This is a genomic window from Streptomyces filipinensis (assembly GCF_014649495.1).
GTDB lineage: Bacteria > Actinomycetota > Actinomycetes > Streptomycetales > Streptomycetaceae > Streptomyces > Streptomyces filipinensis.
The window spans coordinates 211,832-226,731 of the sequence record NZ_BMTD01000014.1 but is presented as its reverse complement, the minus strand read 5'-3'; the positions used below and the strand labels follow the sequence as shown (position 1 = coordinate 226,731).

7 protein-coding genes are annotated in these 14,900 nt (G+C 74.8%); 1 reads left to right on the top strand and 6 read right to left on the bottom strand.

From position 1 onward, the window contains the following. Positions 1–426 precede the first annotated feature (426 nt). The gene (locus IE244_RS28645) at positions 427–4,035 is read left to right on the top strand and encodes an SCO5717 family growth-regulating ATPase (RefSeq protein WP_191876453.1); all 3,609 of its coding nucleotides are present in this window, start codon (positions 427–429) and stop codon (positions 4,033–4,035) included. Between the two features lie 81 nt (positions 4,036–4,116). Here IE244_RS28645 and IE244_RS28640 read toward each other — a convergent pair whose 3' ends face one another. The 6 genes from IE244_RS28640 to infB form a co-directional block, all read right to left on the bottom strand. Further along, entirely contained in the window at positions 4,117–5,064 is a 948-nt protein-coding gene (locus IE244_RS28640; RefSeq protein ID WP_191876452.1) for a bifunctional riboflavin kinase/FAD synthetase, read from the bottom strand. A 139-nt stretch (positions 5,065–5,203) separates the two neighbouring features. Beyond that, positions 5,204–9,676, bottom strand: a complete 4,473-nt coding sequence (locus IE244_RS28635; RefSeq protein ID WP_308436297.1) for a hypothetical protein — start codon at positions 9,674–9,676, stop codon at positions 5,204–5,206. A gap of 256 nt (positions 9,677–9,932) precedes the next feature. Beyond that, positions 9,933–10,838 (bottom strand): tRNA pseudouridine(55) synthase TruB, encoded by a 906-nt coding sequence (gene truB / locus IE244_RS28630; RefSeq protein ID WP_191876451.1) that lies wholly within the window; start codon positions 10,836–10,838, stop codon positions 9,933–9,935. Beyond that, positions 10,835–11,287 carry a 30S ribosome-binding factor RbfA gene (gene rbfA, locus IE244_RS28625; protein WP_191876450.1) on the bottom strand — a complete coding sequence of 151 codons (453 nt, stop codon included), beginning with the start codon at positions 11,285–11,287 and terminating at the stop codon, positions 10,835–10,837. The genes truB and rbfA overlap by 4 nt, the downstream gene beginning before the upstream one ends. A 51-nt stretch (positions 11,288–11,338) precedes the next feature. Next, positions 11,339–11,632, bottom strand: a complete 294-nt coding sequence (locus IE244_RS28620; RefSeq protein WP_031167509.1) for a DUF503 domain-containing protein — start codon at positions 11,630–11,632, stop codon at positions 11,339–11,341. A 193-nt stretch (positions 11,633–11,825) separates the two neighbouring features. Beyond that, positions 11,826–14,891 carry a translation initiation factor IF-2 gene (gene infB / locus IE244_RS28615; protein ID WP_191876449.1) on the bottom strand — a complete coding sequence of 1,022 codons (3,066 nt, stop codon included), beginning with the start codon at positions 14,889–14,891 and terminating at the stop codon, positions 11,826–11,828. Positions 14,892–14,900 lie beyond the last annotated feature (9 nt).

The following is a 14,900-nucleotide window of genomic DNA, read 5'->3' as shown; positions in this document are numbered from 1 at the left end:
GCTCGTGTTCAGTTGGGCCGGGGTGACCGGCTGTTCGGCGCCGACGACCCTATCGCGCGCTGTCCGCGAGGCGGACGCCGCTCCAGGCGCAGCGGCCGTCCCCGGCGTTCCACCGGCGATGACGACCCAACCGGCCGATGCCGGGATGGGATTGCCGAGCACACCGCGACGGATGGGATGAACTGCCCGCAGTGTCCCTTTTGTTCGCGCTGCCCGCGCCCCCAGGGGCGGGCGGGCCTGCCGAGGTACGGCTCACGGTGATTAGGCTGGGAGCGGGCGCGATGACACGACCCGTGGACCGGGCGTCGGTGTCCCAGGGGCACGATCGCCGGATCGGACTGCCCCAACGACTACGGACGACTCGGAACGACACGACATGGTCGCCCCGGCACGGCATGAGGGTGCTCGACCACATCAGGAGGAACTGTGAGCAGCGATCGGGACGGGATGCGCGGGGGCTGGGCCACGCCCGGCGATGACCAGCCCGACGCGGAGGCCGTCGAGACCACCGGTGAGTTCACCATCGACTACGCTCCCCCCGCCTGGTACACGCAGAACGCGTCCGGCGCGCCCGGAGCCGCCGGTACGGGCGAAGGTCCGGCCGGTGCGGGCGGTTTCGGCGGGGCCGACAGCTCCGCCGACGCGGGCGCGCCCGCCGCCTCCGCGGTGCCGTCGTTCCCCTCGAACACACCGGCCCCCGGGCCGACCCCGCCACCGCCCACCGCACATCCCTCCGGCCCCCCGCCGCAGGGAACGCCGTACCCGCCCGCGCAGGGCGCCCCCTATCCGCCTCCGCAGGGCGCCCCCTATCCGCCTGCGCAGGGCGCCCCCTATCCGCCTGCGCAAGGCGCTGCTTACCCGCCTCCACAGGGGACCCCGTACGCGCCGCCTCCGCCGCCGCACGCCACGCCCTACGCCCCGCCCGTGGGTCATCCCGCCCCCGTGCCGCAGTTGCCGGACGGCTTCGAGCTGCAGCAGCCGCAGCCTGTCCAGTCGGCTCCGCCGGCCCAGCCGGAGGCCGGGGCGGTCGAGCCGCAGCCGAGCAACGGGGACCTGGAGAGTGGGGCCACCATGCGCTTCTCCGCCGTGGCACTGAAGCGCGAGATGGCCGAGATCGCCGAGCGCGCGGCGGCCGCCGCGCAGCAGGCCGGGTCCGGTGACGAGGGCGCCGCCGAGGGTTCGGGTACGGCCGAGGCCGGCGGGGAGGCCACGTCGGCCGTCGCCGAGGAGGCTGCGGCCGCACCGCGGGGCGCCGAGGAGCCGGCGGCCGAGGAGTCCGGCGACGGAGTCGTCAAGGAGGACACCCCCGGGCCGGCTGCCGCGGCCTGCGAGGCCCCCGGGGACGCCGAGGGGAATGAGGAGCACGGGGACGGCGAGCCCGAGGGCAGCGCCGGGGCCGCGGACGGCGCCCGGGCGGGTTCCGCCGTCGACGCCCCGTCCGACGGCCTTGAAGCCGATGGCGCCGAGGCCACCGCCGCCCGGTCCGACGCCATGGCCGAGGACGCCGCGGTCCAGGACGCCGTGGCCGCGGACGCCTCGGCCCAAGACGCCGTGGCGGCGGATGCCGCGGTCCAGGACGCTGTGCCGGCGGACGCCTCGGCCCAGGACGCCGTGGCGGCGGATGCCGCAGCCCGGGACGCCGCGACAACGGACGCCTCGACCCAAGACGCCGTAAGGCCGGAGGCCGCGGCCCAGGACACCCTGACGGCGGACGCCGCAGCGCGGGACGCCGTGACAGCGGACGCCTCGGCCCAGGACGCCGTGGCTGCGGACGCCGCAGCCCGGGACGCCGTGGCCGCGGACGCCGCAGCCCCGGACACCCTGACGCCGAACGCCGCAGCCCCGGAGGCCTCGGGCCAGGACGCCGCGGTCCAGGACGTCGTGACGGCGGACGCCACCGCCCAGGACGCCGCTCCGCAGCCGGGCGCGCCCGCGCACGGCGCCCAGCCCCACACCGCGCCGCAGCCGGGCACGCCGGAGAGCGGTGCCCAGCCCCAGGGCAGCCAGGTCCACAGCGCCCCGCAGCCCGGCGCGCCCCAGGCCGTCGTGCCGCCCGCTCCGCAGGACGCCCAGCCCGCCTGGACGCCTCCGCCCGCGCCGCAGGCCGGTGTGCCGCCGCTGCCGCCCTCCTACCAGCCCGCGGCGCCCACTCCGGCGGCCCAGTGGCCGGTGCAGCAGCCCGGTCCGATGCCGGGACAGCCGCAGCCGGCGGTCGCGCAGGGACCGGGTGGTGTGCCCGGACAGCAGCCGCCGTTCCAGCCGCAGGCCCCGCAGCCCGCACCCGCCGCCTGGGACCAGGCCGCCCAGCCGGGTCAGCCAGGCGCACCCACGGCACCGCCGCAGCCGGGTCAGCCGACCGCGGGACCGGCCCCGCAGCCGAACCCCGCCGGGCCCCCCGCGTCGGCCGGCTACGGCTTCCCCCAGCCGGGCACCCCCAACGCCCAGCCCCAGCCGCAGCCCGGCGGCTACGGGTTCCCCCAGGCCCCCCAGCCGAACCCCAACGCGCAGGTCCAGCCCGGCGGTGAGCCACCGGCACCCCAGGCGAACCCCAACACCCCCACCCCGCAAGCCGGCTACGGCTTCCCGCAACCAGGCACCCCCAACGCCCAGCCCCAGCCCCAGCCCCAGGCCGGCGGCTACGGGTTCCCCCAGCCGGACCCGAACGCGCAGGCGCAGCCCGGCGGTTACGGATTCCCGCAGGCGCCGGTCGATCCGCGGTCCGGTACCGGCTGGCCGCAGCCCCTCCAGCACGACCACCGGCAGCCGACCAACCCCGGTGCGGCACCGCTCGGTTACACCGCCGCCGTGGAACTGTCCTCGGACCGACTGCTCAACAACAGGAAGCAGAAGCCGAAGAGCGGGCGCCCGGCGGCGGGCGGCCGGTTCAAGATCGGTGGCAAGAAGGAGGAGGCCGAGCGGCAGCGCAAGCTGGAGCTGATCCGCACACCGGTGCTCTCCTGCTACCGGATAGCGGTCATCAGCCTCAAGGGCGGCGTGGGAAAGACGACCACGACCACCGCGCTCGGCTCCACCCTCGCCACCGAGCGGCAGGACAAGATCCTGGCGATCGACGCGAACCCGGACGCCGGCACGCTCGGCCGGCGGGTGCGCCGGGAGACGGGGGCGACCATCCGTGACCTCGTCCAGGCGATCCCCTACCTGAACTCGTACATGGACATCCGGCGGTTCACCTCGCAGGCGGCCTCCGGTCTGGAGATCATCGCCAACGACGTGGACCCGGCCGTCTCGACGACGTTCAACGACGAGGACTACCGGCGCGCGATCGACGTGCTCGGCCGTCAGTACCCGGTCATCCTGACCGACTCCGGCACGGGCCTGCTGTACAGCGCCATGCGCGGGGTGCTCGACCTCGCCGACCAGCTCATCATCATCTCCACGCCGTCCGTCGACGGTGCGAGCAGCGCCAGCACGACGCTGGACTGGCTGTCCGCGCACGGGTACGCCGACCTGGTCTCCCGGTCCCTCACGGTGATCTCCGGTGTCCGTGAGACCGGCAAGATGATCAAGGTCGAGGACATCGTGACGCACTTCGAGACGCGCACCCGCGGGGTCGTGGTCGTGCCCTTCGACGAGCACCTGGCCGCCGGTGCCGAGGTCGACCTCGACATGATGCGGCCGCGGACCCGCGAGGCGTACTTCAACCTCGCCGCGCTGGTCGCCGAGGACTTCGTACGGCACCAGCAGTCGCAGGGGCTGTGGACCAGCGACGGCAACCCGCCGCCGGTGGCCGCGCCGCCCATGCCGGGACAGCCGATGCCGGGACAGCCGATGCCGGGACAGCCGATGCCGGGACAGCCGATGCCGGGACAGCCGATGCCGGGACAGCCGATGCCGGGACAGCCGTACCCGCAGGCTCCCGGTCAGGAGCCGTACACCGGGCCGCAGCAGCCCTACCCGCAGCAGGCACAGCCGCCGCAGGCGCAGCAGCCCTACCCGCAGGCCCCGGGGCAGCCGTACCCGCCGCAGCAGGGCTACCCGCAGCCTCCGCAGGGGCAGCAGCCGCCCCAGCAGTAGCACGGCAGGACAAAGGGCGGCCGGTGCGTTCTTCGCACCGGCCGCCCTTTCGTCGCGCGAAAAGCCCTGGGAAAGCCTGCTCTACGCCTCGGCGGCGATGATCTCCCGGCACCTCTTCACGTCCGCGGCCATCTGCTCCAGCAGAGCCTCCAGCGACTCGAACTTCGCCTGGACGCGCACATAGGAGAGGAAGTCGACGGCGACGTGCAGGCCGTACAGGTCGAGGCCGACACGGTCGATGGCGTACGCCTCCACCGTGCGCTCGGTACCGTCGAACTGCGGGTTGGTGCCCACGGAGATCGCGGCCGGCATGGCCTCGCCCTGGACGTGGAGATAGCCGGCGTAGACGCCGTCGGCGGGGATCGCGGTGTGCGGGAGCGTCTCCACGTTGGCCGTCGGGAAGCCCAGTTCGCGGCCGCGCTGGGCGCCGCGCACGACCACGCCCTCCACGCGGTGCGGGCGTCCCAGGATCTCGCGGGCGCCCTCGACATCGCCCTCGGCGACCAGGCGGCGCGTCATCGTCGAGGAGAACGGCTCGCCCCCGCCCGCCGCGCCGGTGACGTACAGGTCGACGACCTCGACCTCGAAGTCGTAGACCTTGCCCTGCTCGGCGAGGAACTCGACGTCGCCGGCGGCCTTGTGGCCGAAGCGGAAGTTCGGGCCCTCCACGACCGCCTTCGCGTGCAGCTTGTCCACCAGGACCTTCACGACGAACTCGGCGGGCGAGAGCTTCGAGAACTCGGTGGTGAAGGGCAGGATGAGGACCGCGTCCACGCCGAGGTCCGCCATCAGCTCGGCACGGCGGTGGTGCGGGGCGAGCAGCGGCGGGTGGCTGCCGGGGCGGACGACCTCGCTGGGGTGCGGGTCGAAGGTGACGACGACGGCCGGGACGCCCAGCTCGCGGGCGCGGTCGACGGCGTGCTGGATGATCAGCTGGTGGCCGCGGTGGACGCCGTCGTAGGAACCGATGGTGACGACGCTGCGCCCCCAGTCCTGGGGGATGTCCTCCAAGCCACGCCAGCGCTGCACTGTGACCGCTCCTCGAACCCGTGTCCGTGTCTACCTTGACCTCTGTGCAGGTCTAAGGGTGCCATGCCGGGTGCCCCGGGCCCGCATCGGTGTCGGGGCTGTGACCGGGCGCACGTTCGCCGTTGCCCGCCGGGGCCGCTCACGCCGGTACGCGTATGCCCGCCAGGTTCTCCAGCATGCGGCGGGTGCTCGGGCCCACGACGGCGGCCCAGTCCCCGGGGGTGGCGGCCAGCCAGCGGGCCATCCGGGCGGCGAAGCCGGGCACGTGCCGGCCCAGGTCGACCAGGGCGCGGTCGAAGTGGGTGGCGCCCTCGGGGGTGCGGACGAGGAGCAGGCCGGTGCGGTGGACGAGCCCGCGGGCCTCCTCCTCCGCCCGGCCGTCGCCGTGCTCCGCCGCCGTGCGCAGGACGGCGTCCAGCACGTACGGGTGCTGTTCCCGGGCGAGCAGGAACTCAAGCAGCTCGCGGCGCAGGGGGCGGGAGGCAGGGGTGGCGGGGGCGGCCAGGACGGTGGCGAGGGCCGCGCGGAGCTGTTCGGGGGCCTCGTCGAGCAGGCCGGTGACCAGGGGCAGCAGGACCGGGCGGTTGGTGGGGCCCTGGGCCAGGCGGCGGTCGACGTGGGCGGCGATGCGCCCGGCGGTCTCCGGGTGCAGCCGTACCGCCTCCCGGAGCAGGCCCGGGACGAGGCGGGCGAGGGCTGGGGTGGTGACGTCGGTGAGGGTGCCCAGCGCCTCGTCCGGGTGCGGGCCGCGCAGCCGGGCGCGGAAGGCCTCCAGGACCTGTTCGCGGTGGGTGTTCAGGGCGGGGGCCAGGGCACTCGGCGGGAACTGCGGGTCGCCGTCGGTGAAGTGCCGCAGGGCCTCGGCGAGGTGCCGGTCACGGCTGTGCGGGTCGCGGACCAGCAGGGCGAGGGCGCCGCCGTGCAGGGTGCAGTCGGCGGGGCGGGCGAGCAGGGCGAGGGCGGCGTAGCGCAGCAGTTCGCGGTCGGCCGCCGAGCGGACGTGCGGGGCGGCGCGCAGCCCGAAGGCCACGGCCGCGACCCGCCGGGCGGGGCGCTCGTCGTGCGCCCAGCGGTCGACGGCCCGGCAGACGGCTGACGGCTCGTCCTCGGCGAGGGTGGCGAGCAGTTCGTCGGCGCGCCGGTGGGCGCTCGCCACCAGGATCTCGGTGAGGTCGTCCAGCGCGCCGTGCCGGTGGGTGTGCAGCAGGGCCTGTGCCGCGGTCGCGACGGTGGCGTGCGGGGTCGCGGGCAGTGACCGTTCGTCGTCGAACCAGCGCGTCAGGCCCGGCTGTACGACGGCGGGCGCGGCGGCGAGCAGCCGGGCGACGGCGTCCAGGTAGCGCTCGCCGGCCTCCGGGGGTGCCTGGTCGGCCAGCACGAGCCGGCGCAGCAGGTCGAGCCGCTCGGTGTCGGGGACCGGCAGCTCGGTCCAGAAGGCGGGGCCGAACTCGGCCGGTACGGGCCGCTGGGCGCGGCGCCAGCCGACGATGCGGTCGGCGAGCAGCCGCAGCTCCTCGGTGTACGGCGTCGCGTCCGGGACCTGGAGCAGGGTGCGGGCGAGCAGCCGGGCGGCCCACCAGGAGCCGGGGTCCCGGTCAAGGGCTTCCATCAAGTCCCGCAGTTTGCCGGCGAGTTGATGGTCCCCGTGCTGCCGGGCGAGGAGCAGCAGGGCCTGCACGACGGGGCCGACACGGTGGTGCGGCACGGGCACGGGCCGGGGTTCGCCCGGTGTTCGGGTGCGGTGCACCAGGGCGTGCAGGGCCTCGTCGAGGTCGAGGTGCATGCCCTGGATCCAGTCGGCCAGCTCCTCGTGCGCGAAGCGGTAGCCGCCGCCGGCCGGGACGAGCAGGCCCTCGGTGAGCACGGCGGACGCCCAGCCGGTGCCGCCGCCGAGCCGGGCCGGGGCGATCCCCCAGGGGAACACCTCTTCGAAGGACTCCCGGTCCAGCTCGCCCTGCCCGGGTCCGAGGCTGCGCCTGGCGGCCTCGTGCACCTGGCCGGCGACGCGTGCGGCGAGCCGGCGTACGGCCGTGCCGCGCAGACCGCTCCCGGCGGCGAGCCGGACCGCGATCCGCAGGCACATCAGGTCCAGGTACGCCGCGAACACCTCGTGCCGGTCGACGGGCCCGGCGACCGGCATGTCCGGCGCGGCGGCGCGGACCTCGGACAGCAGGCGGAGGGTCAGCGGATGCCGGGCCTCACGGCCGACGAGGACACCGTCCGGGATCCAGTAGCGGGCCCGCGCGAGACGCGCCTCGTCCACCGTGAGATCGGGGAGACGGACGCAGGGCGGGAGGAGAGCCGGCGGTTCGGTCCGGGCGGGCGCTCCGGGCGTGGCGAAGAGGGCACCCGGGGCGGCGGGCACAGCGGGGGTGGGCGTGACGAATGGGGCGGCGGGCGCGGGCGTGGCGAAGGGGACCGCGGGCGCAGTGGGGGCGGGCATGGCGAAGGGGGCGGCGGGCACGGCGGAGGCGGCGGGCGCAACGGGGGCCGCGAAACCACGCGGGGCGGCGGGTTCCCCGGCTGTCGCGGAACCGACCTGGTGGCCCGGAGCCGCGCCGGCCGCCGGCCCCGCGGGGACGCCGGAAACCCCGGAAGTCCCGGACCCGGCCGAAACCCCAGAATCCGCCGAACCAGCCGGCACGAACAGGCGCCCGGATCCCTCAGACCCGGTCGACACATCCGAACCCGCCGGTCCAGCCAGCGCGGACGGGATCCCAGGAACCCCGGACCCGGGCGAAGGGACGAGATCCGCGGGAACCGCGGGAACCGTGGGAGCCGCCCAAGCGGCCTGGTCGGCTGGGGTCGTGCCGGGCGTAGCACCAGGCGGGGTGGTGGGAGCTCCGCGGCGCTGCGGGTCTGTCGAAGGGATCCGCACGGAAGCCGTCCCGGTGGCCGGGGCCGGGGAAGCGGTCGGGGGTGGCGGAGTGTGCAGCAGGTCGGCGGGGAATTCCGCCCCGGCCCGCTGCCAGTACTCCTCCCGGCAGGCCACCACCAGCCGGGCCCCGGTCGCGCGCAGCCAGGCGGCCGTTCCCCTGGTCCACTCGGGCAGCCGGTGGGCGAGGACGGGGGGCATCTCCTCGGGGCCGTCGAGGAGCAGCAGGAGCGGGCGGCCTACCCGTGCGGCGAGGCGGGCCAGCTGCTCGGGGCCGAGGTCGCCCAGGTCGGCGGGAGGGACCGAGCGGGCGGCGGCGACGATCCGGGCGGCCCGGTCCAGGGCGCGCCGGGCCGCGTCGGCCACGCAGTCGTCGGCGTCCTCCAGATCGGCTCCGCGCAGCCACAGCGTCGGGGCGGCGCGCTCGCCGCGCCCTCGCCGCGCGGCGAGGGCGGCGAGTTCCGTCGTACGGCCGCTGCCGGGAGCGCCGACGAGCCCGAGCACCGCCCGGTCCCCGTCCGTGAAGGCGGCCAACTCCCGTACCACGTCGGCGCGTTCGACGGGTTCCAGCGCGCCGGGGAGGAAGCCCCGCGGGCCGTCCTGGCCGACCGAGGTGGCGGTCAGCTGCAGGAGGGCGGCCAGGTTGAGGTCGGCGCCGTAGGCGGGCACGGTGGCCGCGTTGCGCGCGAGCAGTTCCGCGAGGGGGCCCGCGGCGGGCCGTAGCGGCACCGCGAAGCCCGTGTCGCGCTGGGGCGAGTGCAGGGCGGTGCCGAGGACGCCGACGACCGCGCCGGTGCTCGCGTCGAGCACCGGTCCCCCGGCCGCCCCGCCGCCCGGCCGCAGCGCGTCCTGGCCGGCGGTGCCGATGGCCAGCTCCAGCGCGTCCTGGAGGAGGTGGACGCGGTCGGTGGCGGTGTAGGTCACCTCGGTCGCGGCCAGCACCCGCGCCTCGCGCCAGCAGCCCGCCGGGAGCCGTACGTACGTTCCGGCGTCGATGCGCTCCCGCACGGTCAGTGGCAGCGGATCCACGTCCAGGCCCTGGGTGCGGATCAGGGCCAGGCCGAGTGCGGGCAGCGGGGTGACGGCGTCCGCGCCGACCACACAGGAGCGGTCGGCCGCTGTGTGCAGCACGAGCCGGGGCAGGCCGTCGACGGCCTCGTGGCCGGTGAGCAGGGTGCCCTGGTGATCGGCGAGGAAGCCGACGCCCCGGGGACGTCCGGCGAGGTCACGGATCCGGACCAGGGAGGGGTCGGGGCCGGGGCTGTCGCTGCGCGCGGGGTTGTCACCGGCCGTGGGGGCGCAGAGGCCCGCGGCGCTGCCGACGCCACTCGTACCCGTGGTGTAGGCGGTCCCGGTCGGGCCGATACCGCTGGTGCCCGTGGTGTACGTGGTGCCCGTCGGGCCGGTGCCGCCGGTGTACGTGGTGCCCGTCGGGCCGATACCGCCGGTGTACGTGGTGCCCGTCGGGCCGATACCGCCGATCCCCGTGGTGTCATCGGCGCCGATGCCGCCCCTACCCGCGGTGTCATCGGCGCCGGTGAGGCCGAAGCCCGTGGCACCGGTGGTGTAGCCGGTGCCGGCTGTGCCGGTGGTGCAGCCGGCGTCGGCGGCAGGGGCGGCGGCGCCCCCGGCGTCCCCGCGGTCCCGAGGGTCCCGTGGGAAGCCGTACGCCGGTTCCCCCGTACCGTCCACCGTCGCCCCGCGACCGCTGCCGGTGCGCGGGCCCCGTCCCGCCATGGCCGTACCTCCGCCCGTACCCGCGTGCCCTGTGTCCCGACGGTAGGCGCGCGGTGATCGACGGGACAGATCGCGTGGCGAAAGCGCCCCCTTCCGCTCCCCCGGTTCACTCCGAGCGCCTGCCCGGACGGGTGAATAGGCGGGGGCCGTTGGATAACCCTAGAGGTGGGGGAACCGAGGGGGGATCGTGGAGCGGCGGCAGGGGCCCACCCCGTGGCCGGCCGCCGCTCCACGGGCAGCGCCCATGGCAGGGGCCTCAGCCGAAGACGGCGAGACTCTTGGCCTTGCCCTTCTGCTGCTCGACGAGCGCGAGGAAACGGCCCTCGGGGTCGAACACGGCGACGGGTCCGGCGCCGGCGTACTCGTCGGGCATCTCCAGCCGGACGCCGTTCAGCAGCAGCCGGGCGCGCCGGTCGTCCACCTGCCAGCGCGGGAACGCGGCCCCGGCGGCCTCCGCGATCGGCATCACGGTCAGCTCCTGCTGGAGCTGGTCCAGTGTCCTCGCCGTATCGATCTTGTACGGTCCGACGCGGGTCCGGCGCAGCGCGGTGAGGTGGCCGCCGACGCCCAGGTCGGCGCCCAGGTCACGGGCCAGGGCACGGATGTACGTGCCGGACGAGCAGACCACGGACACGACCAGGTCGAGCACCGCGGTGCCGTCGTCGGCGACGGCGTCCCGGACGTCGTACACCGCGAAGGAGGAGATCGTCACCGGCCGGGCGGGGATCTCGAAGTCCTCGCCCTCGCGGGCCCGCTTGTAGGACCGTACGCCGTCGATCTTGATGGCGCTGACCTTGGACGGGACCTGCATGATGTCGCCGGTCAGCTTGGCGATGCCGGCGTCGATGGCGTCCCGGGTCACCTGGGAGGCGTCGGTGGACGAGGTGATCTCGCCCTCGGCGTCGTCGGTGACCGTGTTCTGGCCCAGGCGGATGGTGCCCAGGTACTCCTTCTCGGTCAGCGCGAGGTGCCCGAGGAGCTTGGTGGCGCGCTCGACCCCGAGGACCAGGACGCCGGTCGCCATCGGGTCGAGGGTGCCGGCGTGGCCGACGCGGCGGGTCCTGGCGATCCCCCGCATCTTGGCGACCACGTCGTGCGAAGTGAAGCCCGACGGCTTGTCGACGATGACGAGGCCGTCGGGCGTGGTGTGCTTCTGGGTCATTCCGCGGCGTCGCCGTCCGTCTCGTCGTCGGCCGGCTTCCTGTACGGGTCCGCGCCGCCCGCGTAGCTGGCGCCCGCGGAGGCCTCGCGGACCTTGGCGTCGGACTGCCGGGCCTTGTCGAGGAGGTCCTCGATGGTCCGGGCGGTGTCCGGCAGGGCGTCCGCGACGAAGGTCAGGGTCGGGGTGAACTTCACGCCCGCCGCACGCCCGACCTCGGAGCGCAGGATGCCCTTGGCGCTCTCCAGGCCGGCTGCCGCCGCGTTCCGCTCCTCCTCGTCGCCGTAGACCGTGTAGAAGACGGTCGCCTCCCGCAGGTCACCCGTGACCCGGGTGTCCGTGATGGTGACGTGCGAGCCGAGCCGCGGGTCCTTGATCCCGCGCTGCAGCTTCTGGGCCACCACCTCCCGGATGAGGTCCGCCAGCCTTTTCGCCCGCGCGTTGTCGGCCACTGGTCCGTCTCCCGTTCTTTCTTCTGCTTGCTCTGGTGTTGGGTCTGGTCGTCAGTCGTCCTCGCCGTGGAAGCGCCGTCGCACGGACAGCAGCTCGACCTCGGGGCGGCCGGCGACCAGCCGTTCGCACCGGTCCAGTACGTCGGTGAGGTGCGCCGCGTCGCCGGAGACCATGGCGAGGCCGATGAGCGCTCGCCGGTGGAGATCCATGTGGTCCACCTCTGCCGCGCTCACCGCGTACTTCCGCTGGAGTTCGGCGACGATCGGGCGGACGACGGAGCGCTTCTCCTTCAGCGAGTGGACGTCGCCGAGGAGGAGGTCGAAGGACAGAGTCCCCACGTACATGTGTGTAGCCGGTTCACCCGCCGGTACGGGATCGATGGCCCCGGGTCCGTGTGGCCGGGGTCATCAAGAACGGTACCCCGTTCCTGCCGGAGGCTCGACGGGGTTTTGCCGCACCTGGACCGCGTTCGGAGCCCAGGAACGGCGCGCTGGCCGACAGGACCGGAGTCCCGTCGGCCAGCACGAACCGTGGGCGTCAGGCCCGCGGCTTCTCCCGCATCTCGTACGTCGCGATGACGTCGTCGACCTTGATGTCGTTGAAGTTGCCGAGGTTGATACCACCCTCGTAGCCTTCGCGGATCTCGGTGACGTCGTCCTTGAAGCGACGCAGGCCCTCGATGTTGAGGTTCTCCGCGACCACCTTGCCGTCGCGGATGAGGCGCGCCTTGGTGTTGCGCTTGACCTCGCCCGAGCGGATGAGGACACCGGCGATGTTGCCCAGCTTGGACGACTTGAAGACCTCGCGGATCTCCGCCGTACCGAGCTCGACCTCTTCGTACTCCGGCTTGAGCATGCCCTTGAGGGCCGCCTCGATCTCCTCGATCGCCTGGTAGATGACCGAGTAGTACCGGACGTCCACACCCTCGCGCTCGGCCATCTGCGCCGCGCGGCCGGCCGCACGGACGTTGAAGCCGATCACGATGGCGTCGGAGCCCATCGCCAGGTCGATGTCGGACTCCGTGACCGCACCGACGCCGCGGTGCAGGACGCGGATGTCGACCTCTTCGCCGACGTCCAGCTGGAGCAGGGAGGACTCCAGGGCCTCGACGGAACCAGAAGCGTCACCCTTGATGATCAGGTTCAGCTGCTGGACCTCGCCGGCCTTGAGCACCTTGTCCAGGTCCTCCAGCGACACGCGGCGCGTGCGCTTGGCGAAGGCCGCGTTGCGCTCACGGGCGGCACGCTTCTCGGCGATCTGACGGGCCGTACGGTCCTCGTCCACCACCAGGAAGTTGTCACCCGCACCCGGGACGTTGGTCAGGCCCAGGACCTGGACCGGCGTCGAGGGTCCGGCCTCGGCGACGTTGTTGCCGTTGTCGTCGAGCATGGCGCGGACGCGGCCGTAGGCGTCGCCCACCACCATCGTGTCGCCGACCCGCAGCGTGCCTCGCTGGACGAGGACCGTCGCCACGGCACCACGGCCGCGGTCGAGACGGGACTCGATCGAGATGCCCTGCGCGTCCTGGGCCGGGTTGGCCCGCAGGTCGAGCGAGGCGTCGGCCGTGAGGACCACGGCCTCCAGCAGCGAGTCGATGTGCAGACCCTGCTTGGCGGAGATGTCGACGAACATCGTGTCGCCGCCGTACTCCTCGGCCACCAGGCCGTACTCGGTCAGCTGACCGCGCACCTTGGTCGGGTCGGCACCCTCGACGTCGATCTTGTTGACCGCGACCACGATCGGCACGTCGGCCGCCTTGGCGTGGTTCAGCGCCTCGACCGTCTGCGGCATGACGCCGTCGTTGGCCGCGACGACCAGGATCGCGATGTCGGTCGACTTCGCACCACGGGCACGCATGGCGGTGAACGCCTCGTGACCCGGGGTGTCGATGAAGGTGATCCTGCGCTCTTCGTCGTTGACCTCGGTGGAGACCTGGTAGGCACCGATGTGCTGGGTGATGCCGCCGGCCTCGCCCGCGATGACGTTCGTCTTGCGGATGGCGTCGAGGAGCCGGGTCTTACCGTGGTCGACGTGACCCATGACGGTGACGACCGGCGGGCGGACCACCAGGTCCTCCTCGTCGCCCTCGTCCTCGCCGAACTCGATGTCGAAGGACTCCAGCAGCTCGCGGTCCTCCTCCTCGGGGCTGACGATCTGAACCTCGTAGTTCATCTCGCCCGCGAGGAGCTGCAGCGTCTCGTCGGAGACGGACTGCGTGGCCGTGACCATCTCGCCGAGGTTCATCATGACCGCGACGAGCGACGCCGGGTTGGCGTTGATCTTCTCCGCGAAGTCGGTGAGCGACGCGCCGCGGGAGAGACGGATGGTCTCGCCGTTGCCGCGCGGCAGCATCACGCCGCCGACGCTCGGGGCCTGCATGGCCTCGTACTCCTGGCGCCTCTGCCGCTTCGACTTGCGGCCACGACGCGCGGGGCCGCCGGGACGACCGAAGGCGCCCTGCGTGCCACCACGGCCACCGGGGCCGCCGGGACGGCCACCGAAGCCGGGACGGCCACCGCCGCCACCGCCGGGACCACCGGGACGGCCGGCGAAGCCGCCGCCACCGCCACCGCCGGGACCACCAGGACGGCCGGCGAAGCCGCCGCCACCGCCACCGGGACGACCGGCGAAGCCGCCACCGGGACGACCGCCGCCGCCACCGGGACGACCGCCGCCACCGGGACCGCGGCCGCCGGGGCCACCGCCGCCGGGACGGGGGCCGGCAGCGGGACGCTGCGGCATCATGCCGGGGTTCGGACGCGGACCGGCCGGGCCGGGACGCGGGCCGCCCTGCGGCCGGGGCATGCCGGCCGGCGACGGACGCCCGGACGCACCGGGAGCCTGGGGACGGGGACCGCCACCCTGCTGGCCGGGCGCCTGCGGACGGGGACCGGCGCCGGGGGCACCGGGGCCGCCGTGGCCACCAGGACGCGGTCCGCCCTGCGGGCGCGGGGCCTGCGGACGGGCCATGCCGGTGGAGCCACCGGAGGTGAAGGGGTTGTTACCCGGACGCGGACCGGCCGGACGGGCACCCGGACGCGGGGCCTGGCCACCGGGGCGCTGGGCACCCTGGCCGGGACGGCCCTGACCCTGGCCGGCAGCCGGACGGCCACCAGGCTTCGGGGCACCGGGGCGGGCGCCGGGACGCGGACCCTGCGCGGCCGGGGCCTGCGGGGTCTGGGCGGCCGGAGCAGCCGGCGGAGCGGTGAACTCCGGGGCGGCCGGAGCCGGACGCGGCGCGGGCTTGGGGCCCGGAACCGGACGCGGGCCCGGGGCGGGCGCCGAGGACGCCGCCGGGGCGGCCGGCTGCTGGGCAGCGGGCGCCGTCGGAGGCTTGGGGGCCGCCGGCTTCGGGGCAGCCGGACGCGCCGCCTGCGCCGGAGAGGGCGCGGCGGGCTTGGGGGCGGCCTTGCGCGGGGCGGGCTTGCCGGCGGACTTGCCGGAGCCGCCCTGGAAGGCGTCGGTCAGCTTGCGTACAACGGGCGCTTCGATGGTCGAAGACGCCGAACGGACGAATTCACCGAGTTCCTGGAGCTTGGCCATGACGACCTTGCTCTCGACACCGAACTCCTTGGCGAGTTCGTAGACCCGGACCTTAGCCACTTCGCTCCT